The organism is Microcoleus sp. LAD1_D3 (assembly GCF_036702135.1).
Classification (GTDB): Bacteria; Cyanobacteriota; Cyanobacteriia; order Cyanobacteriales; family Microcoleaceae; genus Microcoleus.
The window spans coordinates 227,523-253,124 of record NZ_JAUBSB010000002.1 but is presented as its reverse complement, the minus strand read 5'-3'; the positions used below and the strand labels follow the sequence as shown (position 1 = coordinate 253,124).

Sequence of the window (25,602 nt, the reverse complement as noted above, 5' to 3'; positions counted from 1 at the left end):
AATACTTGGGCTGATGTGATCAACCGCGCTAACTTGGGTATGGAAGTGATGCACGAGCGCAATGCTCACAACTTCCCTCTCGATTTGGCTGCTGGTGAAACTACTCCCGTAGCTTTGGTTGCTCCTTCTATCAATGGCTAAGTTTTAGCTATCGATTACAAAAAGCGCTCCTAGAAATAGGGGCGCTTTTTGTTTGAGGAAAATCTAATTTAACACTACTAATGCTTTGCAAAAGTTGGCTTACAGTTTACCTAAATAAATTTTTATCTGACCCTTTATGGACAACGACAAAAATTATTGAGATAGTTATAGAGTTCGCGAAATAAGGGACATTTTTTCTGGACTTCATTTGGATCGATTTCCCTCAATAGCAAAGGAGTATGATCTCCTTTAGAAAAGCGTGCTTTATCGCGATCGAGTTCATCTTGAACACTTGACTCAATTAAATATTCTGATAGTTTTTCTCGACAGCAATCTTTTTCAGCATCGTATTCACTAAATGCTTCTGGATTCTCAAAAGAAACTTTTCTTTGTGTACTTAGCCACCAACGCATGCGTTCATGTCTTTTGCCTCGAAAATCTGAATGTTTAGCTATTGAATTATTCCAATCAGCAATAATCCAAGCTTCGATTTCCGGCGCGGCAAACCCAACAAATTTTTTGATGTCAGCACATTCTGGTATTTTTGATAACTCTGCCAATATTTTTGATTTTTGTGTCTGAGAATCGCGGCAATCCAAATCGTCAAAAACTAAAATCAAGTCGCATTTATTTGTTTCCGCTTTTAAGGCAATAGGAAATTCTTGCTTGATTTGTTCGATTAAATTTTTACCTGTTCTGCCGTAACTACTTGCCTTATTAGCTTTAGGGCCAGGTTTTTGACGAACGGGTGTTTTTCGTTCAAATCTACAGCCCGGAAAAGTTTTTTCTAAAAAAGGAAAGAATCCTCTAACCTCAGCCTCACCGCCACCAGAGAAAACCCACACTACCACGGCCATCCTCCAATACTTGGATCGCCAACACGGTATAAGTCACCTAATTGCCATCCCTCTTCAAGTTTTGGCTCCAGCATTTCTTTTGAAAGAGATTTGACTGAGAAATGGGTTCTGTTTTCGGGATAAAAACAAAGAACATTCTCTAAACGATCGGTAAAGTGATCTAAAAGGTCGGGACTATGCGTGGTAATAATTATCTGAGTTCTGGTGGCAGCTTTTTTAATCCACTCAGCTAAAATTGGCATCCACGAGACGTGCAATCCTAATTCAGGTTCATCAATGACTATCAAAGAAGGAAGAAGTGGAGAATGTAATATAGTTGCCCAACAAAGCATCCTGACAGTTCCATCCGACATTTCATTTAGGTAAAATGCTTCATCATCAATACCTTCAAAATACCATTCTACAGTGAGAGATAGGCGACCAGAAGGTAAAGCTCTAAGGCGACGAGTTTTTGGCAGGATGGACTTCATTGCCTCGTTAATGCTATCTTCAAAATTGATAGATTTTTGGTTTAAATTGTACAATACTAAAGGCAGATTATCTCCCGAAGCAGATAGGTAAATATCACTACCACCTATTTTAGGTTCTGCGGTTCTAATTGAATTCAAATTCATGTTATTGGCATTATAAAATTGCCATTTTGAAATAAATCCAATTAATTCTCTTCTAATTTTGTAAATAGGTGTATTTTCTGGTGGTAAGAAAGTATATTCAAGCAGTGTCGGAATTGTCAACAAACCAAAAGAATTTGTAGGAATGTTATCTAAAGGTTCAAACTGAGTTGACTCTTGACCGGGAGACTTGTAAACAGATAAAACTCCTTGCCCTAATTCTCTGTTATGCAATTTATAGTAATAGAAAGGTGGCTGGCGGCAAGTTTCCTGCAAATCTTCTCCGCCATATAGATATTCTTCAGACATGCTCGCCCTTACTTTTTGTCGATCGGTATAAAGTTTGAAATCAAGAATTGCGCTGTCTTTTTGAAGATTACCAGTTTGGTTAATTTGCGAAAAACAGCAAGCTATACTGACCTTTGCTGGACTTTCAACATTGACATCTAAAATTCTACCACCACCAATTTTAGAAACAGCATCCTCAAAACTACTCACGTCCCGATTTGCGTCGGGAATAGCTATTAGGCAATCTTTTAAAAATTTTAAACAACTGATAAAATTGCTTTTGCCTGAACCGTTTGAGCCGATAAATATATTAAGGTTGTTTAAATTTACAGATGGATCTAAGTATAGATTTTTATAATTCTTGGTTGTCAAAAATCGAATAATTGGTTGATTCATACGATCGCTCCGGTGATACTTCAGAAAGTTAGGGCAGGCAAGATGCCTACCCTACAAAGGTAAAAAAATATTTTTTTACCCTTTAACTCTCGATTTTGGATTAGCCGTTACTGAACAAACTTCTTGAATGCCAGAGTCACGTTGTGGCCGCCAAATCCAAAGGAATTCGACAGCGCCACATCAACTTTTAGATCGCGGCTTGTATGAGGAACATAGTCCAAATCGCACTCAGGATCGGGATTTTCCAGATTAATTGTCGGCGGGATTTTGTCATTGGCGATCGCCATTACCGTCGCCACCGCTTCAATTCCCCCAGAACCGCCCAAAAGATGACCCGTCATTGACTTGGTAGAACTAATTGCTACTTTATAAGCGTGCTCTCCCAAAACCTTCTTAATCGCCTTCGTTTCCGTAGAATCGTTGGGAAGCGTGCTCGTGCCGTGAGCGTTGATATAGCTCACCATATCGGGTGTCAAACCCCCATCCTTGAGGGCTAAAGCCATTGCTCGCGAGGCACCTTCGCCCCCCGGTACCGGCGAAGTCATGTGATACGCATCGCAGGTTAAACCGTAGCCGACGATTTCTGCGTAAATCTTCGCGCCACGCGCCAGAGCGTGTTCCATTTCTTCTAGAATCAGAATGCCAGCACCTTCGCCGACGACAAAACCATCACGATCGCGATCGAACGGACGAGAAGCATGAGTCGGGTCATCATTGCGAGTCGAAAGCGCCCTGGCTGCAGCAAAACCCGCCACGCACAAAGGTGTCACCGCAGCTTCAGTACCGCCGCAAATCATGGCTTGCGCGTAACCCCCCTGAACTAGGCGAAACGCATCACCCACGGCATTTGACCCGGCAGCGCAAGCCGTCACGGTGCAAGAGTTTGGTCCTTTAGCGCCCGTTTGAATCGCCGTCAGGCCCGCGGCCATATTCGCAATCATCATGGGAATCATAAACGGGCTGCATCGATCGGGGCCGCGATTCAGATATATCTCTTGCTGATCTTCTAAAACCTTCAGGCCGCCAATGCCAGTGCCAAGAATGACACCCACCTGTTCTGCGTTCAGGTCATTAATCTCAAACTTCGCATCAGCAACAGCTTGTTTGCTCGCTGACACCCCAAACTGAGCAAAGCGATCCATCCGCTTTGCTTCCTTGCGGTCTAAATAGTCGTGTGGGTCGTAACCCTTCACCTCTGCGGCAAAGCGGCAGTCGTGCCGCGACGGGTCGAATAAGGTGATCGGGCCTATACCATTCTTCCCCGTAAGCAACCCATCCCAATATTCGGACAAGGTATTGCCGATCGGTGTAATCGCGCCGAGACCCGTGATAACAACGCGCTTACGCTCTAAATTTGTCATGATTTCAGTTTCAAAAAATTAAACACCCAGAACGCAGAACAAAAGAGGAGTTTCCAGTTTTCTAACTTCTCTCCTCTTAGGGGAAAAGGCAGGTATTTTATGCTTTTGGAGCTGCAAGTTTGCTGCTGATGAAATCTACAGAAGCTTGAACCGTAGTAATTCCTTCGGCTGCTTCGTCGGGAATTTCAATATCAAACTCTTCTTCCAATGCCATGACCAGCTCTACAGTATCTAAGGAATCTGCTCCTAAATCGTTAGCAAAGTTGGCTTCGGGCTTGACTTCGCTCGGATCGACTTCCAGTTGCTCTGCCACAATTTTCTTGACTTTAGCAAAAATGTCGTCTGGGCTCATAACATCGTGTCCTCATTGGTTGCTGCGTATCTAATCTTATCCGAAAGGGGGAGCTGCAATAGAAATGCTGGCCGCTTTTCTAAGTGACACGGGGCGGTGGCAATTGGGACACGGACGATCGCAGCAACTCTAGGACTGTTATGGGGTGGCGATCGCTATTTGAATAGTTCTGGAGGCATAAACTCTATCTGGCGGTGCACACCGTACCTTACCGCTACCAATAGTGTTGCAAAGCAATTTTTGCGTCCCGGACTGATTGAATGACTATCTCCAAGAGATCATGCCCTAGTGACTGCTTGTCCCCTAGAAATTCTCAAAAGCAACGCCCAAACGCATACGATCCGTCTTGCTTTCCTACTTGCGATCGCACTCAGATAACCTCAACGGACTCAATGGAAGTATCGCATCTGTACATCGCATCTGTACAACGATGGAGTTTGCCTACGCTGCGTTCCCGACAAACACCAACCACCTCTTAGCCCCTATCTAGCGCCTGCTGCACCATGTACTGCCCGAGTTTCCCGGATGCGCCTACGATAAAAACCTTCTTCATATTCCTTCCCTACACATAACGTCTGAATTGAGCGGCAAACGAGCGCCTCGATCTCAACACCAAAATATCACTTTTGTCAGATCCAAGGATATGTTATACACCGATCACTTCACAATTACTTATGTTTCGCGAGCGCCCATAGCTTCTCTGGACTCAACAACGGAGCCAACCATCTTTGCTTGCTTAATCTCGGCTGAAAAACGACAAATTTAACAGGCGCCATCTGTTCCGCCTAACGGTGTGCTTGAGGGGCTGTCACAACCATTGCATCTACACCAGTGACTTTCGCCAGCCGGCTCCAAGCGAATTGTTAGACAGCTTAACATCAACTCTACTTACAAGATCAGAGATTGCACTTTGTCCATCAATTGTGGATGATTCCCCTCATTTCATGGATTTTCAGGAAGAAGCGCCTCCATATATGGGGCAATATAATTGCGACCTTTTTCGATATAGTACGTTGTAAACAGAGATTCAAACTCCTGTTTTACTAATTGAAGTGCAGCATTCAAACGTGGGCGACCGTATACTAAGAACTGAGCCGTCGAATATGCATAGTATTCTTTCTCTTTATCGGGAATATTTTTCTTGAATGCATCTTGGTAAAGCCCACGTCCCTCCTCAATCAATTGTTTAATGGGTGAAGTAAAATGAATAGACTCTCCACTTGGAAAATCGATTGTTTTATTTTGAATAAATCCAATCACCTTCTTCATACATTCACGGGTCTGTTCAACTGATAAGCATCCCTCATCTTTTCGTCTAAATCCCCATTGAATGCAACCATTTGTAACTTCAAGAACTCGTAAAATTGCGAGGTTATCAAGCTCTTTTGATTCGATTTTATGCAATTCATGAATATGATGCTCAATCCGTTTACTAAATCCGTCGAAATCAGTTTCAAAATATTCTTTGAGCTCTTTGATCTGGGCTAACTGTTGCCAGTCGAACATTATTGAGTTTAACATTATTGAATTCCCTCCAAATCATTTATGTTTAGGAAGTATCGGCCGGTAATGACTACCTCAATCCGCTCAAAACCTTCATTCTTATCATAGCGATACTCAAGCGTTTTGAAATCTTGATCCTAGCTTGCCCGAACGATCAAAACTTCAAGAAGGCGTTCTTGAAGTTTTGATTGAACTCCTCGGCAATACTTCTGTCATTTGGACTAGCAAAGTAGCAACTCCCATCAAGGTAGGGAGAATTGTAGGAGAAATCAGTGGGTTAAAACCCCTCCTCCAGTAACTTTTGCCCTTGCTCTTTTTGAGGAGCTTTGTAAATTGTGACGGTTTGGGGCAATTGTGCTTGACCCGACTGCATGATTTGACATCTTGGCTGAGATGAAAAGCAGAATCATAAACTACCGCTATGTCTGGAACCCGATGATTTTGCAACTACCGACAGCATTGAAGTACAGTCCCACTGATAACCCAGCAAGCTAACGGTTTAGTTCAGCCACCTTGGCTTATTTACTCTTAAATCATAACACTCTAATGGGTCGGCTGTAACGATGTGCTATGCTCGATCGCTTAACAATTACTTATGCTAGTGCGATCGCCCTTCGCCTTTGCGAACTGACAAACTTAGTAACTCATTTTTGCTTGCCCAGCAGTGCTCGCAGATACATAACTTTGAGGGTGCGATCGATTCCAGTGTCTAGACGAACCATCAGCGATGCAATTTTTCCACAAGCGCCTTAAGCAGATTAGCCCGATCGCCCCGCCACCAACCTGAAAACTGCGTTTCATCTGTGCCTTAAAAGAGGGGGGCTTTCACGCGAGTTTTCTGTAAGGATATGGAGAGGGGAAACGAAGCAGGAAGCATCCCGACCTCCACCGCTCTCGTTTCTTGTCCCTTGCCTTTTCTCCCCTGCAGAAACGATTATGCCATCCCAAACTCTCAGATATGCTTACTTTCCCGGTTGCGTTGCCCAAGGGGCGGCCCGCGAACTTTACTTGTCTACCCAAGCGCTGACTCAAGCGTTGGGGATTGAACTGGTGGAACTCAAAAAAGCTTCCTGCTGCGGTTCTGGCACTTTCAAGGAAGATTCGCAGTTACTGGAAGATACTGTCAACGCTCGCAATATTGCGTTGGCTGAGGAACTGAATCTGCCTTTGCTGACGCATTGCAGCACTTGTCAAGGGGTAATCGGTCATGTGGACGATCGCCTCAAGGAATCTCAGAAAACTGATCCCAACTACGTAGATAAAGTTAACGGTTTACTGGAAAAACAAGGCTGTTCACCTTATCAAGGCAGTACCGAGGTGAAACATCTGTTGTGGGCGATCGTTGCAGATTACGGGCTGGAGGAGGTGCAGAAGCGAGTCACCCGCAAGCTTTCGGGTTTGAAGTGCGCGTCTTTTTACGGGTGCTATCTGCTGCGAGCTCAGGATAAGCTGCTTTACGATGACCCGCACCAACCGGAATCGATGGAAAATGTATTTCGGGCGATCGGGGCAACTCCGGTTTATTATCGAGGGCGGACGCAGTGCTGCGGTTGGCCGCTGGCGAGTTACGCAACTGAGCAATCTTTTGGGATGGCCGGCAAACACATTCAAGATGCTCTTGACAATGGCGCTGATTGTATGGTAACGCCTTGTCCGCTTTGTCATTTAAATTTGGATTCGCGACAGCCGGAGGTGGAAAAAGTAATCGGGCGCAAGTTGGGTTTGCCCGTGTTGCATTTGTCGCAATTGGTGGCTTTAGCTTTGGGTGTGGAGCCGAAAAAACTAGGACTCGATCGACATATTGTTTCCACAAAGCCCGTGTTAGAAAAATTAGGCTTTTAGTGGATCGATTTACACAGATTTGTAGTAAAGATGTCCGTCCTTGATAACTCCGCTCTAACCACGGACGTACTCAGTAGGAACCTACTTTGATAAGGCTCGCAGCGTGAATAACTGTGAAGTTTTGTCGCTTTTTCGCTAAGTGCTTCCAGGCACTGCGGTAGACTAACCTTTAATTCTCTGTGCAGGCTATAGCGGTGGCATCTCGCCGTCAAATCTGTTAATTCGCAGAGCAAGGAAATTTTTAGTGACTCGTTGGGAGCCTTTATTCAATGTCTCATTCAGTCAAAATTTACGATACTTGCATCGGCTGCACTCAATGCGTCCGCGCTTGTCCGACTGACGTTTTGGAGATGGTGCCCTGGGATGGCTGCAAAGCAGCTCAGATTGCCTCATCTCCCCGCACCGAAGACTGTGTAGGCTGCAAGCGGTGCGAAACTGCTTGCCCCACCGATTTTCTGAGCATCCGGGTTTACCTGGGAGCCGAAACCACTCGCAGTATGGGTCTAGCCTACTAAATATCGATCGACACCGATCGAATTACGGGCACAAGAGAGGGGGCGATTACATTGCCCCTTCTTTTTTTGTCGCGGAATCGGCATTCTGGGGCCGGAAGAAGGTAAAAATGATAAAACGTGAGTTTTATTGCGATCGCTAAGCAGGAGTAGTACGTTAAATGTGCGGAATCGTTGGCTATATTGGCACGCAAGCAGCAAGCGAGATTTTGCTAGCAGGATTGGAGAAACTAGAATACCGGGGCTACGATTCAGCGGGTCTCGCTACCATCTCGGAAGGGGAAATTACCTGCGTCCGAGCAAAGGGCAAATTGCACAACCTCCGGGAAAAGCTAGCAGAGATAGACTCTCCGGCTCCCATTGGCATCGGACACACCCGCTGGGCAACTCACGGCAAACCAGAGGAATATAACGCTCACCCTCACCTGGATAATAGCGGGCGAATTGCGGTAGTTCAAAATGGAATTGTCGAAAATTATCGCGATTTGCGGAAAGAATTGAAAGCAAAGGGACATAAATTTGTCTCGGATACCGATACAGAAGTTATTCCTCATTTAATAGCTGAGTTTTTTGCAGAAGCAAAAAGGGAGAAGGAAGAAAGAAAAGAGAAAAAACCAGAAAAAATTGCTGATTTGTCGTTTTTAGAAGTCGTTGCAAAGGTGGTAAATCGGTTAGAAGGAGCCTTTGCGATCGCCGTTATTTGCGCCGATTTTCCCGACGAAATAATTGTCGCCCGACAGCAAGCTCCTTTGGTGATTGGCTTTGGTGCTGGCGAATTTTTCTGCGCTTCCGACACGCCGGCCTTAGTATCTCACACCCGCACTGTTTTGTCGTTGGAAAATGGCGAATTGGCAAGGCTAACTCCGATGGGAGTAGAAGTTTACAGCTTTGCAGGGGAAAGGCTGAAAAAAAGCCCGCGCATCCTTGGTTGGAGTCCGGTTTTAGTCGAAAAACAAGGCTTCAAACACTTCATGCACAAGGAGATTTACGAACAGCCCGCCGTAGTCAGAGCTTGTTTAGAGGCTTATTTAGACAGCGATTGGCAGCCAGGAAATCCGCGCTCTCCCATCAATCTCAACTTGCCCAAGGAACTTTGCGCCGATGTCGAACAAATTTCAATTCTCGCCTGCGGAACGAGCTGGCACGCCTCGCTAATCGGCAAATATTTGTTGGAACAGTTAGCTAATATTCCCACTGCGGTGCAGTACGCTTCTGAGTACCGCTACGCACCGGCACCGCTGACAGCAAATACTTTAACTATTGGGGTAACACAGTCGGGAGAAACGGCGGACACGCTGGCTGCTTTGGGGATGGAACAGCAGCGCCGCGCTGGTTTTACTGATAAATTCCGGGCGAGAATGTTAGGCATTACTAACAGAACCGAAAGTTCGATCGCCCACATGATGCCACACGTAATCAACACCCACGCCGGTATAGAAATCGGCGTGGCTGCCACTAAAACTTTTGTTACTCAGTTGATGGCATTCTATTTCTTAGCTTTGGATTTGGCGCACCAGCGGCAAACAATCAGCAGCGAGAGATTGGCAGAGATTATTGTAGCTTTGCGCCAGTTGCCAGCGGAAATTGAGAAGTATTTGGAGATTCAAGAACAGTATGTGGAGGAATTGTCCCACCAGTTTACAGACACCCAAGATTTTATTTTTTTGGGGCGGGGAATTAACTTTCCGATTGCTTTGGAAGGGGCGCTGAAACTGAAGGAAATTAGCTACATTCACGCCGAAGGGTATCCGGCGGGAGAGATGAAACACGGCCCGATCGCCCTTTTGGATGCGAAAGTGCCTGTAGTGGCGATCGCCATGCCAGGAAGCGTCTACGAAAAGGTGCTTTCTAACGCTCAGGAAGCGAAGGCCCGCGACGCCCGTTTAATTGGCGTTACGCCGAAGCAAGGTGTGGCGGAAGCCGAGATTTTTGACTACATTTTGCCGGTGCCTTTGGTGGATGAATTATTGTCGCCGATTGTAACAGTGATTCCGCTGCAATTGTTGGCTTATCACATTGCGGCGCGTCGAGGTTTGGATGTGGATCAGCCTCGCAATTTGGCGAAGTCAGTGACGGTAGAATAAAGGAAGTTATTAGTCAGTAGTCATTAGTCATTAGTTGGTTGTTGGTTGTTGGTTGTTCGTTCTAATAACCAATAACCAATAACCGATGCCCGATGCCCGATGCCCGATCGCCTATTTCCTCTGGCTGACTCCGCAAATTGCGGCTAACAGCAACCAGCTTGTAGTATTGAGTCGAAAATCAAACAGTGTCACATCTACAGTGTTAAAAAGCGTACAGGCGGCGAAGGCTAATAAATAACTGAAAAAAATTAGGCGATCGGCCGCTATTACATCTTGAGAAACTACCTGATTTGTGCTATTAATTATAGATTTTTGATTGAACACTAAAGCATTTTCCGCTACTTCCTGTGTTGCTATTTGCTCGTGTTTGATATCCGCCGAAAAAAGCGGCCAATTCGCCAGCAGCAAAACACCCCTAGCCAAAACCCAACCAACTAAACCAAACAACAAAAGCGTTGCGGGTATTCCCGTTTCCGCAGTCAACATCAGTATCAAACTGTGAGGATGACCCAGCCATTCTTGCATTTGAGCTTGATAGAGAGGCGTAAAATTTCGCAATCCCCAACCAGTCCAAGGACGCTGCTGAGTCATGGACCAAGCAAATTCCCACTGAGTTTTTCTCAAAGTAGCAGTCGGTCGATTTGGGAACATCTCGTCGGTGAGTCTAGCCCAAAAGAAAGCAGGGACAATTATTCGCAAATACTGCCGCAGTGGTTCCGGGCCAAAGGCAGACAAAAAAACTGTGCTAGCCAAACTAAAAACCGCAGCTAATAATTTTTTATAACCCGCATAAAATGCAAAAGCCAAAACTGCCAAAACTGCCAGTCCCCAAGCATTGCGAGAATTAGTAAAAATCAAAGCAACAGCATTTCCGATCGCTGCAAAACTTAAAAATAGGAATTGGGCATTGGGCATTGGGCATTGGGCATTGGGCATTGGTAAGTGGTGACGACTGCCAACGGACAATTGACAACTGACTTCTACCATCCACAGTCCCAGTGCTAAAATAAAAGCAATCGTCAGATAGCAAGCTAAAATATTAGCGTACATAAACACAGAAGCCATGCGGCCGGGGGGATTGCCTTGGGGTGCGAGTACCCAGCCAAAAACAGCCTGCAATTGATCGATGCCACTCCAGCCTAAAAATTGCTGTCCCAGGCCTAAAATTATCACTGGAATTGAACTAATTACAATCATCCAAGACAATTGCCGCAATTGAGGCAAAGTTTGAATTAAACTGCTGAAAGCGGCAAACAGTATAAAGAACGGCAAGAAATTGTACAACCCTACAAAAGCCTCAATGCGGTTGTGGGCAAAAACCGCTGTGACGACTAGCAGGGCGCTCAGAATTGCGAATCCTCGATTCAGCGGGCGGCGAATAATTTGACGGAACTTTTGCTTGCAAGTGCCGGCCAATCCCAGGAATAAACCTAAAGCTCCCAAAATCGGAATTAAGGGAAAAATCAGCATCCCCACTTGAGCGAAATTCCAAGGGATTTGCAGGCGGGTATCTGGATGTTTTTGGAGGCGAGACTTGAGATTTTCGGCTGTCTGTTTGGCAGCTAATTTCAACCGATTTTTGATATTCACCCACACTCCCAATCTCAAATCTAAAATCTACAATTTACCATCGTTAAGCTAGTTCCCAAACGCATTCCGATCGCGTCAAGCGTATTTGAGCTAGGGCAAAAATGGTCGGGATAATGCGGCCGTAGTTCGTGGAAATCGATCGCCAACCCAAATCCGCTAAAAACCAAGTCCACATTACCGGGCCGACCAACGAAAATACGCTCCGCGTCGCACCGTAACGAGCTGCACTTACCGCCATACCGCGCCGCGCCGTCTGAATTGCGACATAATTTTGAAACTGGGTTGCTGCAGTTGCAGTGCCTGCAAGCACTCCTTGTTTTGCCATTTGATAGGTGGCAAAATGCAGCGCAAATTGATTGGCCATTAGTTTGAGCAACATTGGTTTTAAGATGGAACTAACAGCTAAAGCGCTGCCGCCTTTGAACAGTAAACCCAGGGGGTCTTTTTCTGCAGAAATTGGCAGGGGTTCTGAGAGTTTAGAATCAACGATCGCTCGCTGTACGCGCACTGTCAGCGCTTGCTGTTCATCTGCCGGTAAACGCTTCCACGCCCGCCCCATTAAGTGCAGAAATACTTCTGCCTCTAAGTCGGTGGTTGACAACTGTTTGGGATAAGGGATTTTGAGATAGCGACAAACTTGAATTAGTGCTTGTCTGTAAGTGACTTGTTGGGTTCGCCCTCTGAGTACCGTCAACCCGTCGGCTGCAAGATAGCGAAACCGCTGTTCTACGGCGTCGAGCCATGCTTGGCGATCGCGACTTTGTACGTCTATGGGTGCGGGAGTTTGCACGTAATCTAAAGGGTTAAACTTGCGGCTGAACAGAAGTTCTGTTAGTTGCTGCAATTCTTCTTCTGTTGTCAATTCTAGTGCTGCTCTGAGTTCGTCCAAGACTGTTGCCCTCCCCTATTCGATTTTAGATTTTAGATTTTAGATTTTAGATTGCTGCTGGTAGACAACCATTGGGATTTAGGATTTACCCACAGTGGCATTTTTTTATCTGGTCTTAATCATGGATTTGTGCTGTCCTTTATTCTACTACTTGGTGCAGGGCTATGGCGTCCCGCCCCGCAAGCTACAGCTCTTTTGAGTCATCGGTAAGGTGCAAATTCAGCTCGCAGCCTTTAAGCTGATGTGTAGATTCATAAGGCTGACTGATTGATTATGTTTGATGTTGCGGTGATTGGTGCGGGTATGGCGGGGCTGAGTTGCGCTCAACGGTTGCGTCAAGCTGGTTATGCTGTGGCGGTTGTTGAGAAATCTCGCGGTGCGGGGGGACGTGTTGCTACCCGCCGCGTACAGGGCACTAGGGCCGATCACGGGGCGCGGTATCTGGAACCGCAGGGGGATGGGGTGCAGGGGTTAATTGAGGTTTTGGTCGATCGGCACATCCTCAAACTCTGGACTGATACTGTCTGGGAATTCAGACAGGGAAAACTTTCTGCTATTCCTAGTTGTTGTTATGTCGCACCTGCTGGAATGAATGCTGTGGGTAAGTATCTAGCGGAGGGTTTAGAGATTTGGTTTGGCCGCCGCGTACAAGCTATTTCTACTATAGATAACCAAATGTGGCAGCTTTCTCTGGAAGTTACTGATGACAATTTACAGACGCCTCAAGAATTGATTGCTAAGGCTGTTGTAGTAGCAATTCCGGCTCCTCAGGCTTTAATGTTTTTGAATTCGGAAATTGGTTTTAAACCTGATTTTATTGACAAATTGCGTTCTGTAGAGTACGACCCTTGCATTACCGTTATGGCTGGCTATTCTGGGACAAAACAGCAAGATTTAAGTAATCTAAATTCGCAGTGGAAATCTGTTTCTTTTCCAGATCATGCTGATTTAGCTTGGGTTGGTTTAGATAGTAGCAAGCGGCTCGATCCGCAGCAGCCGGTGTTTGTGGTTCACAGCAGTGCAAATTTTGCAGAACGCTATTTAGAAGCTGCTGATTTGGAAACTGTCGGTCGGGAATTGCTCGATCGCACTTCTGAATCTTTAATCCCTTGGCTGAAACAGCCGGAATGGTTACAGGTTCACCGCTGGCGCTATGCTTTTTGTCGAAATCCTTTGCCTGTTTCTTGTTTGCCTGCTGGGGGGAGTTTGCCCTTGGTTTGTGCGGGGGATTTGTGCGGGGAAGGTCAAATAGAGGGTGCTTTGCGATCGGGTTTGGCGGCGGCTAATTGGGTAAATTCTCAGTTGCAAAATTTGCCCTTAGATTCAACCCTAAATTGGTAATATGGCTAAAAGTCAGGTTCTGTTCGTAAGAAAATAAAAGTTAAGCTGATTAGGAATTACGCAGAAACCTGGTTTTTTACGGAAATACTGTATTTGAGATTTTAACACTGGTGAAAAACCCGGTTTCTTTGATATTTATGCGTAAGCCCTACTAATGTTAGGTTTGGTTATGTAATGACAATTTAAAGCAAAGCAAGTGGTTGAGATTAAACCAATCAAGCAATATCAAATTGAACAAGCCAAGCAAGTAGTCATGGCGGTATGTCTAGAAATTTGGCATGGCGTACTAACTAAGGATGAGTTGAGGGGCTATGATTCGATGTCTGATATTGACAATGTACGATCGCACTATTTCGACAATAACGGCACCTTCTTGGTAGTGGTTGACGGTGAGCAGGTTGTAGGCACTGGAGCAATCCGAAAACTCGATGATGAAATCTGCGAACTTAAGCGGATGTGGTTTCTCAAAGAGTATCGAGGACAGGGGTTAGGCTGGAAAATGGCTCAAATACTCTTTGATTTCGCACTCGCGGCAGGTTATCGGAAGATTAGGCTTGACTTAGCAAACGAAGAGCGACAACCAGACGCACTCAAACTTTATAGAAAGCTTGGCTTTTATCCAATTGAGAGATACAACGATAGTCCATGTCATGTATTTATGGAGAAGTTATTGTAATAGCAAGGACAAAGAAGCAGAGCTTTATCCCAAACGCTGCACCTCCTCCACCGACAGAGAAAGCGCCTGGGCAACTTGTTCGACGGTTAAACCCATTGCCAGCAGTTGGGGGATGGCATCTCGTTGTGTTTGCTCCACGCGATCTGCCCGTTGACTTTCCGCTTCAGCCCGCTGGCGTTCCTGTTCCGTGTGAAGGCGTTCGAGTCGAGCTTGCTCGCTCCCCGTCAGCAACAAATTCCCCTGGTTATCCCACCAGCGCAACCAACGCTGTGTCTGATTTTGATAGCTGCCTTCCCATACGCCTAACTCTACTCCCATGCGGTCGATCAGGTAATGTCCGCGATCGTTCGGTTCCAATCGGTGATAGCGGCCATTCACCCAATTGTGGACTTCGAGTTGGCTGGTTTTAATTACATAGATGGCGTAGTAGGGAATGCGGATAATCTGTTCGTATACCCAAAACTTCCCTGGTTTCTAAGTAGTACCTTCTGGCAAACGAGATAAAGGCGTGTTGTCTCGTTCTTCGGAACCATCTCCACTCGCCAATTCGATCGCAATTATTGGCACCATATACTCGCGCCAAATCACGTAAGAGCGACGAATTTCGCCGTCTAACAAAGGCGGAACGTTGGGGACGTAGAACCAGTCAGGGGCTTCGGCTCCGCGTTCTGGTGGGTCGGTTTCGCGCCAGTAGATGCCACTATCTTGCCCGATCGCATATTGTCCGTCGGGGTGAAGCGTTTGCAGTGTGCTTTCTAGGGAGTCGGTGAGCAGGATGCTCTGGGGATGTTCTTGGAAGTTCTTCACGAACGTGCCGTCTGATTCGGGGAGTTGGGTGTGATCCGGGAAGGCGGGCGGCAACCCTGTCGCACTAAGACTTTGGGTCATGGCTGGTACGCGAGCGACTGGCGATCGAACTGATGCTCTGTTATAGCATAGCGATTGTCGATCGATTTGTGTGGTTGAAGATAGCCCTCGTTCTGAAAAATCGAGCCATCTCCATACAAAAAAATGGAAAACTGGTGTAAAGTCCCACTTTTCCAAATTTTTATTTTTGTGCTGTTTCCTGTTGTTGTAAGTCTTGTTCTTGCATCTGCAATAACTCGGGAACTGTTACGAAACTGTACCCTTCATTTCTCAATCGAGCAATAATATCAGGTAAAGCTTTTACAGTTCTGGCTCGATTGCCGCCGCCGTCGTGCATCAGCACAATGCCGCCAGAATTTGCCTGCCTCATCACGTTGTCTATCAAAGATTCCGTAAGGGTGCGCCAATCAAAAGAATCAGCAGACCACATCACAACTGCATAATTTTTCTTTTGAGCGTAAGCTGTCAATCCATTGTTTAAAATGCCTCCTGGCGGGCGGAACATCGATGTTTGGATGCCGGTCAAGTCCTCAATTAAGGATGAAGTGCGATCGATCTCGCGAGCGGCACCGTCTTCGTTATACTGAAGGTATTGATGGTTCCAAGTGTGATTGCCGATTGCGTGACCGGCTTGTGCGACCTGTTTGCCAATTTCGGGAGAATTTTGCAGGTATTTTCCTACCCAGAAGAATGTAGCCTTAATATTATTTTCCTTGAGAATATCTAAGATTTGTGTAGTTGTTTTCGGCCAGGGGCCGTCGTCAAATGTCAGGGCGATCGCCTTGTGCTGGGAGTTGAGTTTCGCGTGACGAATGGTTGTACCTTGAAACTGATCCGGTACGGCTGATTGAAATCGGATTGCCTGCACTTGGGCTAGAGACTGTTGGGAAAATTCTACTCGATTGGCGATCGCCTCGGAGAACTTATTAATATTGGACATCGGCGGTTGTTCTTGGGACTGGGATACGGCCAAGACTTGCGCCTGAATCGGTTGCAATGGCTGACTGGCCCGCAAGTTAATCGGCCATGTCACACCCAGCAAAAAACTTCCTGTTGCTGCCATAAAAGCAACGATTAAAGTTTTTCGCCGCCTCCACAGCAGTTTCAATTTTTTCACGTCATTCTCTCCTTCACACGTTGTACAGTTAATTTGAGATTTTATGTTGATATCAAGTTAATCCACTTAAGAGGATAATCTTAAATTGGACAGTCCGTAAAAATGCTACTGGAAATAACCGATCGTGGGGAAGTCCGTCCGGATAAAAAAATTTAAGATTTGTGCGCCAGAAATCCCCTAACCCATGAAAACGCGGGATGGTTGAACTTTTTCCCCAGTCAGGGGGACGGTGCTCTCGGATTAATGGCACGATATTCTTAGGGACTCAGCCAGCATCGGCCCGCGTCTCTACCGACACTGCAAGTTGGTTTAACCTGAGATGTTGCAGTATTGTCAATAAGCTGTTTAGGAACAGGCAAGATGCCTGTTCCACAAGAAAATTCACTCTTTGTGGAACAGGCATCTTGCCTGTTCTTGATAATAGTGCAAGATGTGAGGTTAACCTGAGATGTTGCCCTATTGTCAATAAGCTGTTTAGGAACATGCAAGATGCCTGTTCCACAAGAAAATCTACTCTTTGTGGAACAGGCATCTTGCCTGTTCTTGATAATAGTGCAAGATGTGAGGTTAACCGGATTTGATATGAGGGCGATCGCGCGCCCCCAGCGTCGTAAAATTAACTTTTATGGCCGATTCTCTCGTTGTACAAGCCGACAATCCGATCGATAACTTCAGCAACAGTCAGATTGTCTGTTTGAATTTCCACAGCATCGGCCGCTTTACGCAAAGGTGCAACCTCGCGGGTGCTGTCCTTTTCGTCCCGCAGGGCGATGTCTTGTTCCAATTGGGTCAAGCTAATATTAGCCCGATCGGTATCTTTAAGCTCTAACAGCCGCCTGCGCGATCGCTCTTGTACCGAAGCCGTCAAAAAAATCTTCAGTTCCGCATCGGGAAACACGTTAGTGCCGATATCACGGCCTTCTGCTATAATTCCGCCTTTTGTGCCGCAGCGCCGCTGTTCCTCCAGCAGAAACTGTCGCACCGCGGGAATCGCCGCCATTTCCGAGACGCGGGATGTCACTTCCAAACTGCGAATTGCCTCGGTTACGTCTTCGCCGTTAATCTTCAACATCTTTGATGCGGGATCGAGGTTGTATTCCAAATAACTGGAACTGATTAATTCGGCGATCGCGCATTCGTCGGAAATCGGCGTGTCTGTTTTCAATGCCAGCCAAGTCAGCGCCCGATACATCGCGCCGGTATCCAGATAAAACAAGTTCAAAGCTGTTGCTGCAAGGCGAGTTACGGTAGATTTGCCGGCCCCCGCCGGGCCGTCGATCGCCACAATTGGTCGGCGGTTCCTGAGAATTATATTGTCAATCAAGCGAGTAGAGCCGACTCTGGCTGCCACGGCTAAAAGTCCCGCTGTTTCCACAACCTGCAAGGGCGTCAAAGTGTCGGGATCGACGAGTTCGGCGTATTCGAGCTTTACTGCGGGTTCTTCTGCGACTGCTGCGCGGGCTGCTGCGAGTGTGGCTGCTGCGGTGCGGTCGCCTGAAGCAAAAGTTTCCGAGGCTTGTTGCAGCGCGCGGTAGAGTACGGAGGCTTGCTGTTTTTGCTCTACTGTTAAATACTGATTGCGAGAACTCATTGCCAGTCCCGACTCTTCGCGGACGATCGGACAAGCGACAATCTCTACAGGCAAGTTAAAATCCAAGACCAGCTTCCGAATAATTGCTAGCTGCTGGGCGTCTTTTTGACCGAAATAAGCTTTTGTCGGCTGCACCAAACTCAAAAGTTTAGTAACAATTGCCGCGACGCCTTGAAAATGACCGGGCCTTGCTTTGCCGCACAAAACCGATGTCATCGCCGGTGGCGGCACTACTTGAGTTAAGGATGAAAGGTGAATCTCTATCTGTTTTTGGGCGGTTTGCTCTGTTTCTGTACGCGCGGCGAAGCTATCCCGTAGGGAATCGACCGCTTGGTTGCCGAACATTTCAGTTGCTGAGGGAGCAAATATGGCATCAACCCCAACTTGTTCGCACAACAGCCGGTCTTGCTCGATATTCCGAGGATAATCTTGAAAATCTTCTGTCGGCCCAAATTGCAGCGGGTTGACAAAAATGCTGACCAGGGCGATCGCATTTTCTTGCCTTGCCCGCTGGATCAAGCTCAGATGCCCTGCGTGCAAAGCTCCCATCGTCGGCACCAAACCGACTGTCAAATGAGGTGCAGCAGACTTTTGTAAATTTAAGTAGCAGCGAAGTGCTGCAATGGTAGTAAACAGGCGCACCGGTAGAATCTCCTGAAGGCATTCGGCAGAATGCAGAGTTTATTTGCCAGAATTTGTTCGACTTGACATCTTGCACCATCCTCAAGAACAGGCTTTCGGGCCTCTTCCACAAATAATGGTGCAAGATGTCAGTTTTATTCTACTTTCTGCCTTCTACACTTCGGATAACTTTTGTATTCTGCCTTAGAGTACCGTTCAGCGTCCACCAGTTGTTTGCTGCGGCGGTTCGATCACTTCGATTTCCACTCTCGCAACGCCACTGCTGATCATTCCTAGTACGCTGGCGGCGCCGGCGGACAAGTCAATGAGCCGATCGCCCACATAGGGGCCGCGGTCGTTAATGCGGACGACTACGGTACGGCCGTTGTCGAGATTTCTCACCATGACTCTCGTTCCAAAAGGCAAATTTGGGTGGGCTGCGGTCAAATCATTTTGGTTGAAACGCTCGCCGCTGGCGCTGAGGTTGCCGTTAAATCCTGGGCCGTACCAGGAAGCCCAGCCGCTGAGGCGCACTTGAACTGGGCCCATAGACAGCACGGGGGGTTCTGGTTGGGGTTGGCCTGCGACTTCTTCCAGGGGTGCGGCGTTGCCCAGAAGTCGGCGGAGGCGATTGGTTGCTTGCAGGGCGTCTCGGCTAAAGTCGCTGGTGGTGTCGGGGAGGATGGTTTCGGCGTTGATGTTTACCAAGTCCTCGCCGTTTGCCTGGATAATGTAGCGATCGCCTTTTTCCCACTTAACGGTAATGCTGTTCGGATCGATGTTGTTGCGGGCTAGCTGATTGAGTCTTGCTGCTAAGCTTGATGCCCGCCAAACTGGATCGGGTTCTTGGATGCGGTCGTTGCTGGCAATGTTTCCGACTTTGGGATTTTCTCTGGCGCCCGCTACTTTTGACGGACTGCTAGCACTGGCTTGGCTGTTGCCAGTTTCTCTCAAAGGCGTGTTTGTTTCCGGATTGGCGTTCAGAAAGGTGATGACTGGAATGTTTCGCACGTAGACTGTCGCTGCTTGTCGCCCGCCTAACTCGTGGGGCTGAATTTTGGCGATGGCGTCTCGGGCAATTTCAGCTCTTGCTTGATACTGATACTGTCCGACTTTTTGCGCTTCGACCCGAGTAGCGTTTAACTGCCGGGACGGTTGGGTGGCAATTACTTGCTCGGAAACCTGAGAGTTTTGCTTGTCGGCACCTGTTGCTTGTGCGTGACAAGAGGATGCCGTTCCTACCACAGGAACTAACAGGACAGCGAGTAGACCACCAACAAATTTTTCCTTCATACGTCCATTTTTGTGAATAGCCATTGCCAACCGAGATTGGAGGATTGGCCATTTGGCGGCGGGCGTCAAGGATTTCTCTCTTGCCCTTCGCCATTCCCCCGTGAGTCAGAGCAAAGTATCCGGGTGCGTTTTTGCTTTAATGCTTCCGCCCAAAAAAAAAATTGGCGGAAACTTCCCTGACACTTGACAACTCGTACTCGATCCGCAATTTGTGTTTTGTTCACGAACTGCAACAGACTACCACAAACTTTTGTGGTTGGGGATCGCTGCGATCGCGATTTTCACCAAATCTCCATCAAATTTTCTCAAAACCCTCTATCATAAAATCCTTTAGTTCCAGTGCTTACAGCCGTTTCAGTCATTACGGAAAAATTTACAAAAATTTACAAAAATTTAGTGTATTTTGTGGGCTGCCGAATGGCTAGTGTGAAAAAAGCTGTTTGTCAACTGTTATGGGAATAAACTAAAAATTAGAAGAAATCGATTTGGCGGACTTATGGATTATCGAGAAGCAGGTGTGGATGTTGAGGCGGGCAGAGCTTTTGTCTCGCGCATCGGGAGTATGGTCAAGAGCACGCACCGATCGGGAGTTTTGGGCGGATTCGGCGGGTTTAGCGGTTTTTTTAGCGTCCCGGAGGGTTTAAAAGAGCCGGTGATGGTTTCGGGTACTGACGGCGTTGGGACTAAGTTGAAATTGGCCCACAATCTCGATCGGCACGACACGGTAGGTATCGACTTGGTGGCGATGTGCGTCAACGACGTGCTGACATCCGGGGCCGAACCCCTCTTTTTTCTCGATTATTTAGCCACGGGAAAGTTAAATCCCGAACAATTAGCTGCCGTGGTGGCCGGCATTGCTGATGGTTGCAAGCAAGCGGGCTGTGCTTTGCTCGGAGGGGAAACGGCAGAAATGCCCGGTTTTTACCAAGCGGGTGAGTACGATTTGGCGGGGTTTTGTGTGGGAATTGTCGAAAAGAGCAAATTGTTGGACGGTTCGCGGGTGCAGGTGGGAGATGTGGCTGTGGGGCTGGCAAGTTCGGGCGTGCACAGCAACGGTTTTAGTTTGGTGAGAAAAATTGCGGGCGATCGGGGTTTTGACTGGCATTCCCAACCCGAAAAGTTAGGTGGCAAAACTTTAGGAGAAGTGCTGCTAACTCCGACTAAAATTTATGTTACACCCGTCCTCGAAGCAATTAAGAGCGGTCTAGAAATTCACGGCATGGCTCACATTACGGGCGGCGGTTTGCCGGAAAATTTGCCCCGCTGTTTGGGAGTTAATCAATCTGTCAGAATTGACAGCAATAGCTGGCCAAATTTGCCAATTTTCCAGTGGATTGCTGAAGCGGGCCAAGTTGCCAGAGCGGATATGTTCAATACTTTTAATATGGGGATTGGGTTTGTGCTGTTGCTCGATTCGAGGGAAGTAGAACAGGCTGTTAAATGGTTTCAATCTCAGGGAATTGGTGCTTGGGCGATCGGGGAAGTGATTGAGGGGAACGGAGAATTGATCATGGGATAACGGTTAATGGGTAATTAGTAAGAAGCAATCGCAGGGGCTGAAGATTGCTTCGCTTTGTTTTATGCGTTAACAGACAATCTCAATCTGCATTCATCTGTGTATATCTGCGGTGAAATTTATAATTTTGAAAGTAACCGCAGAGGACGCAGAGGACACAGAGGAAGAAAGAGAAAAAGGAATTCACAACAGATGACTCGTTGCTACAGTTTTAAATGAAATTGAAATAAGCTATTGTGCCTTTCAATACGTTATAGTTCAAAATTATTTACGTGAATTAGTGTAAAATTTTACGCCTAACGTTTAAATTAATTGAAGAGCTATACTATTTATTACATCAACTCTGAAATGAAGGATAGTCAATTATTAAAGGGAGAAAATATCAAAAACCAAGGTAATGTTTGTATCACAGTTTAAATAAAAAACACCTTATCAGGCTTGTACCTGGCTCAATATTTCCAAAAAATCCTGCACAACTATATCCGGTTGTTCGCTGCATCGGGTAGCATGGTAATGTTTGACAAGACTGATGCCAGAATCTATGAAAAGCTGGCACATTTCATCTTCTGTTGCGCTTTGATGGGATGATCCACTGTCAATTTTCAGTATCCCTAGCTTGTTTTGGTGGAATATCAGAAAGTCAGCTTGTTGGTTTTGTCTCCCTGCGGGTGTTGCGAGTCGGAGTTGGGAGTTGGGGATGAAGAGGGTGGAAGTGCGATCGAGTATTTCGGCAATTTTCACTTGTGCGTCGGAGTGAAAGCAAAAACCGTTCCAGTTAATTTCGTTTTCAGAGTCAGATAATTCAGTTTCACTATCAGCATTTATTGTTTTATCTAAATCAGCTTGAACATAATCAGCTTCATTTAAATTTGCGAATAATCTAGCTCCACTTAAGTTTGCTCCGCTGAGATTTGCACCGCTGAGGTTGACTTCGATGGTCAGATTTCGCTGTAAATTCACTTGAGTTCGCCGTAAGTATCGCTTTAAGACAGACTTGAGATTATCTTTTTTGACTTTTTCTCCTAGTGCTTTTGAAAGTAGTTTCCATAGTTTAGCACCAGCATATTTGATATAATCATATTCATATTCAGTGCTGGCTGCAATTTCTTTATAAGACCGTCCTTCCCAGGATGGACGAAACACTATCTCTTGAACTTTGTTGAGGCGATCGTAGTTGAGGGCTGTTTCTGCGATCGTTATGGCTTCGTCAACGGTCATGTGTTAAAGTCCCTTACTAGCGGAGCGTTAAGGTAGGATTGGTACAGATTGTACCGCAACAGGGAGCTAATCTTACTTTTTGATTACTTTTTCTCACTGTTGAAGCTGCTATTAAGTCGTTATAGTTTAAAAAACTAAGGAATTTTATATGGAACCTGTAACAATGACAGCCGGGGCGATCGCAACTTTAGTATTAGTCAAAGCCACGGAGACAGCCACAGAGAAGGCTACTGAAAAGCTAGGTGAGCTAGTCGTTGAGAAAGCTGATAAGTTGCTATCACTGCTTAAAAGCAAGTCACTAAGTACAGCAACGGCTATAGAATTCTCTCAACAGCAGCCCTTAGATTATAGCAAAGCTGTTCGTGAGTTACAAGAAGCCACGGAAGACCCGGAAATCGCTAAAGCAGTCAAGGAAGTAGATACAGAAGTAGGTAAAGATGCAAAACTGGCTGAAGCCGTTAAAGCTTTGACGAATGCACTTCAGTCTCAGCCACCAAGTGTCCAGAACTTTGGGAAGATAGCAGAGGAAATTAAAGAAATGAAAACTCATATTAATGGGAATGTTTATGGTGGAATTAACTTCAACTGACTGAATCCACCCGATAGCCAAAAAATCCCAAAAGATCGTGATGACGATATAACCAAGTTAGTAATTGGTTTATTTGGTCTGGTTATATTAGGAATTATAGCACTGGTAATAGTAGCTGCACCACTCAGTTTGTCACTTCCAACACAAACAACACCTCCTCATTCTACTGAATGAAATCACGCGTTATAAAAAAAATAAAAAGGTAGTGATAAAAAAATGGGGCAATTAGTAATTGGTTTATTTGGTGTGGTTATATTAGCAATTATAGCACTGGTAATAGTAGGTTCGTCACTTCGTTTTCCACTTCCAACACAAACAACACCTCCTCCTACTAAATCAAATGCTGAGTCTTATCCATCGCCTGCCCTTAATCCTTTCCCTATAAAGGAAACTTCATCGATAGCATCACCCCCACCTTCCCCTGTAGAAATTCCTGCCGATCAGAATCCTTGCAAAGCAGAGCAAAATGGCAATACCGTTAACCTTGGTTTTTTGGAGGATTTTTGCCCATTTGTTGGTAATCTTAGCTCTAATAATCGAGAAATACGTTACCGTTTTACTATAGCTAATCCCAGTAATATAAGCCTGTTTTTAGATGACGTGAATAGCACAGTAGAAATGTATCTATATTCCGATAAAGATGGCACAGGAATAATGGGAGCTAATTATGGATATACCTCTGCTTATAAGTCTCAATCAGCAAAGATTAAAAAACAATTGGAGGAGGGTAGCTACATTGTTGTTGTGAAATTAAAAACTAGAGAGACCAAATACTCACTTCAAATTGTTAACGATACAAGTCAAGTTGAAAATGTTGGTTTTTTGGAGCAAAAGACAATTCCCAAAAATGGCATTGTTAGTTTAAAAAAACGAGAAAAGTTTTACGGTTTTCAACTAGACAATCCTAGCAGCATTAGTCTATCTTTAGATGGCGTAACTAGCGAAGTAGAAATGTATTTATACTCATCAGAAAAAGGTGGAGTAATTGGAACAAACTATGGATATACATCTGCTTCCAACTCAACGCCAGGACTAATTAAAAAACAAGAGTTGGGAGCTGGTTATTACATTGTTGTTGTGCGGTTCCAAGCTAGAGAAACCCATTACACTCTTACTATGTCGGCTCCATAAACTTACTATTTAACTCAATGCAGGAACATCCTAATACTCAGCAGAGATTGGACACTGAAAATTCATACTAGCCAACTCCAGACAGTGCCCCTCACGGTAGGGATAAAAACCCCAACGTTCGGCCACATCGCGACGGTAGCAATCCACATTCATCCCTTGTTGACCGATTAATACCTATTCTTGTAGAATTGATAGCGATCGATAAGCCGCAAATTTATCTGCTCTGTCAAAAGCCTCAGTTGTGGGAGATAAGACTTCCACTTTTTTATATGATGTTATGTTAATTACCAATAAAAATATTTGGTAGTAAGGACTTTAGTCTTTGTTGACTAATATTTTCCCTATTCATGACATAATTACTCACTACAAACTTGATGATTCTGATGGCAGAAACTATCGCTACAAACTTGATGATTTTGAGGACAGAAGTCCTGACTTATTAATAGGTGATCGCCAATCATTAGACTTTTTGCAAAAATAGATAATATCTGCGTTCATTTGCGTGTATCTGCGGTTAAAAACAGAAAATCTAGAACTCTTGCAAAAAGTCTAACCACTAATCTTACTTAGTCTTGTCCAAACTCCGCGCCTCCAACCAAATAGGAATTGCAATCCAAGCAACTGCTAACAGCAAAGCAAATACCGCAAATTGAGCAGCCCAAGCTACCAATTTCTCTAAAGACACAACTTGTCCCAAGAAGTAGGATAAACTCACCATTACAGATGCCCAGCTTGCAGCACCCAGAACATTGAACAGCGAAAATTTCCAAAAAGGCATTTCTGCAATACCTGCTAGGGGGCTAGCAAAAATTCGCAGCAATGCGATGAAACGGCCCAAAAATACGGCCTTAGCTGCATTTTTGCTAAACTGTTCTTTTAGGTCAAACAGTTGTTCTTCTCGAAAGCGGAAAAATTGTCCCAGCTTCAACAGCAGTGGCCAGCCGCCGTACCTGCCGATCGCATAACCAAAATTTCCCCCCAATGTAGCACCAGCGATCGCACTGCCGAGTACAAACCAGTAATTCAGTTCTCCGCTGCCAGCTAAAAACCCGCCAGCAATCGTAATTGTCTCGCCTGGAAGAGGAACTCCCAGATTTTCCAGCAGAATTCCCAGAAATACTGCCCAGTAGCCGTAATCACGCGCAAACTGCTGAATAGTCTCTAACGATAAAAACTCAAAAGACATTCGATACTGCCTTCGTAAACTTTTGCAAAG

Annotated in this window: 21 protein-coding genes and 2 pseudogenes; 10 read left to right on the top strand and 13 right to left on the bottom strand. The window is 45.8% G+C overall.

Features of this window, described 5'->3' with window-relative positions; all coding sequences use genetic code 11:
* Positions 1-141 (top strand): annotated as a pseudogene (locus QUA74_RS02005) (photosystem II q(b) protein); the annotation flags it as partial.
* Between the two features lie 134 nt (positions 142-275).
* Here the strand turns inward: QUA74_RS02005 and QUA74_RS02000 are convergent.
* The 5 genes from QUA74_RS02000 to QUA74_RS01980 form a co-directional block, all read right to left on the bottom strand.
* Complete coding sequence (locus tag QUA74_RS02000) at positions 276-998, bottom strand: DUF4276 family protein (RefSeq protein WP_333324467.1); 723 nt, start codon at positions 996-998, stop codon at positions 276-278.
* Positions 986-2,293, bottom strand: coding sequence for an AAA family ATPase (locus QUA74_RS01995; protein WP_333324465.1), 1,308 nt, complete (start codon positions 2,291-2,293; stop codon positions 986-988). Before QUA74_RS01995 ends, QUA74_RS02000 begins: the two co-directional genes overlap by 13 nt.
* 107 nt (positions 2,294-2,400) lie before the next feature.
* Entirely contained in the window at positions 2,401-3,654 is a 1,254-nt protein-coding gene (gene fabF, locus QUA74_RS01990; protein ID WP_333324463.1) for a beta-ketoacyl-ACP synthase II, read from the bottom strand.
* 97 nt (positions 3,655-3,751) lie between these two features.
* Positions 3,752-4,006, bottom strand: coding sequence for an acyl carrier protein (acpP, locus tag QUA74_RS01985; protein ID WP_333324461.1), 255 nt, complete (start codon positions 4,004-4,006; stop codon positions 3,752-3,754).
* A 942-nt stretch (positions 4,007-4,948) separates the two neighbouring features.
* Positions 4,949-5,527, bottom strand: a complete 579-nt coding sequence (locus QUA74_RS01980; protein WP_333324459.1) for a hypothetical protein — start codon at positions 5,525-5,527, stop codon at positions 4,949-4,951.
* A gap of 552 nt (positions 5,528-6,079) precedes the next feature.
* On the opposite strand from QUA74_RS01980, the gene QUA74_RS01975 reads away from it, so the two are divergent.
* The 4 genes from QUA74_RS01975 to glmS all read left to right on the top strand — a co-directional run bounded on the left by QUA74_RS01975 (position 6,080) and on the right by glmS (position 9,947).
* On the top strand, positions 6,080-6,262 hold the full coding sequence (locus QUA74_RS01975; protein WP_333324457.1) for a hypothetical protein: 183 nt from the start codon (positions 6,080-6,082) through the stop codon (positions 6,260-6,262).
* A 183-nt stretch (positions 6,263-6,445) separates the two neighbouring features.
* Complete coding sequence (locus QUA74_RS01970; protein ID WP_333324455.1) at positions 6,446-7,351, top strand: CoB--CoM heterodisulfide reductase iron-sulfur subunit B family protein; 906 nt, start codon at positions 6,446-6,448, stop codon at positions 7,349-7,351.
* Between the two features lie 269 nt (positions 7,352-7,620).
* Positions 7,621-7,866 (top strand): photosystem I iron-sulfur center protein PsaC, encoded by a 246-nt coding sequence (gene psaC / locus QUA74_RS01965; protein WP_015175986.1) that lies wholly within the window; start codon positions 7,621-7,623, stop codon positions 7,864-7,866.
* Positions 7,867-8,024: 158 nt separating this feature from the next.
* Positions 8,025-9,947, top strand: coding sequence for a glutamine--fructose-6-phosphate transaminase (isomerizing) (glmS, locus tag QUA74_RS01960; RefSeq protein ID WP_333324453.1), 1,923 nt, complete (start codon positions 8,025-8,027; stop codon positions 9,945-9,947).
* A gap of 111 nt (positions 9,948-10,058) precedes the next feature.
* Here the strand turns inward: glmS and QUA74_RS01955 are convergent, their stop codons facing one another.
* Positions 10,059-11,537: an O-antigen ligase family protein gene (locus tag QUA74_RS01955; RefSeq protein WP_333324451.1), complete on the bottom strand. Its 1,479-nt coding sequence runs from the start codon at positions 11,535-11,537 to the stop codon at positions 10,059-10,061.
* A 43-nt stretch (positions 11,538-11,580) separates the two neighbouring features.
* Entirely contained in the window at positions 11,581-12,426 is an 846-nt protein-coding gene (locus QUA74_RS01950) for a YaaW family protein (RefSeq protein ID WP_333079417.1), read from the bottom strand.
* 273 nt (positions 12,427-12,699) lie between these two features.
* Between QUA74_RS01950 and QUA74_RS01945 the strand changes: the two genes are divergently transcribed.
* Positions 12,700-13,767 (top strand): FAD-dependent oxidoreductase, encoded by a 1,068-nt coding sequence (locus QUA74_RS01945; protein ID WP_333324449.1) that lies wholly within the window; start codon positions 12,700-12,702, stop codon positions 13,765-13,767.
* A gap of 196 nt (positions 13,768-13,963) precedes the next feature.
* Entirely contained in the window at positions 13,964-14,443 is a 480-nt protein-coding gene (locus QUA74_RS01940; protein ID WP_333324448.1) for a GNAT family N-acetyltransferase, read from the top strand.
* Positions 14,444-14,467: 24 nt separating this feature from the next.
* On the opposite strand, the pseudogene QUA74_RS01935 reads toward QUA74_RS01940, so the two are convergent.
* From QUA74_RS01935 to QUA74_RS01920, 4 genes and pseudogenes are all read right to left on the bottom strand, one after another.
* Positions 14,468-15,331: pseudogene (locus QUA74_RS01935) on the bottom strand (Uma2 family endonuclease).
* A 160-nt stretch (positions 15,332-15,491) separates the two neighbouring features.
* Entirely contained in the window at positions 15,492-16,427 is a 936-nt protein-coding gene (locus QUA74_RS01930; protein WP_333324446.1) for a polysaccharide deacetylase family protein, read from the bottom strand.
* 616 nt (positions 16,428-17,043) lie between these two features.
* Positions 17,044-18,660, bottom strand: coding sequence for a bifunctional pantoate--beta-alanine ligase/(d)CMP kinase (locus QUA74_RS01925; protein WP_333324443.1), 1,617 nt, complete (start codon positions 18,658-18,660; stop codon positions 17,044-17,046).
* Between the two features lie 195 nt (positions 18,661-18,855).
* Positions 18,856-19,956 (bottom strand): septal ring lytic transglycosylase RlpA family protein, encoded by a 1,101-nt coding sequence (locus QUA74_RS01920; RefSeq protein WP_333324441.1) that lies wholly within the window; start codon positions 19,954-19,956, stop codon positions 18,856-18,858.
* Between the two features lie 472 nt (positions 19,957-20,428).
* Here QUA74_RS01920 and purM point away from each other — a divergent pair, with 472 nt between their 5' ends.
* Positions 20,429-21,451, top strand: a complete 1,023-nt coding sequence (gene purM / locus QUA74_RS01915) for a phosphoribosylformylglycinamidine cyclo-ligase (protein ID WP_333324440.1) — start codon at positions 20,429-20,431, stop codon at positions 21,449-21,451.
* 429 nt (positions 21,452-21,880) lie between these two features.
* On the opposite strand, the gene QUA74_RS01910 is transcribed toward purM, so the two are convergent.
* Positions 21,881-22,666, bottom strand: coding sequence for a pentapeptide repeat-containing protein (locus QUA74_RS01910; protein ID WP_333324438.1), 786 nt, complete (start codon positions 22,664-22,666; stop codon positions 21,881-21,883).
* 148 nt (positions 22,667-22,814) lie between these two features.
* Here QUA74_RS01910 and QUA74_RS01905 point away from each other — a divergent pair, with 148 nt between their 5' ends.
* The gene (locus QUA74_RS01905) at positions 22,815-23,255 is read left to right on the top strand and encodes a hypothetical protein (protein ID WP_333324436.1); all 441 of its coding nucleotides are present in this window, start codon (positions 22,815-22,817) and stop codon (positions 23,253-23,255) included.
* A gap of 216 nt (positions 23,256-23,471) precedes the next feature.
* Complete coding sequence (locus QUA74_RS01900) at positions 23,472-24,386, top strand: PPC domain-containing protein (protein WP_333324434.1); 915 nt, start codon at positions 23,472-23,474, stop codon at positions 24,384-24,386.
* 562 nt (positions 24,387-24,948) lie between these two features.
* Here QUA74_RS01900 and QUA74_RS01895 read toward each other — a convergent pair.
* Positions 24,949-25,572: a DedA family protein gene (locus tag QUA74_RS01895; protein ID WP_333295025.1), complete on the bottom strand. Its 624-nt coding sequence runs from the start codon at positions 25,570-25,572 to the stop codon at positions 24,949-24,951.
* Positions 25,573-25,602 lie beyond the last annotated feature (30 nt).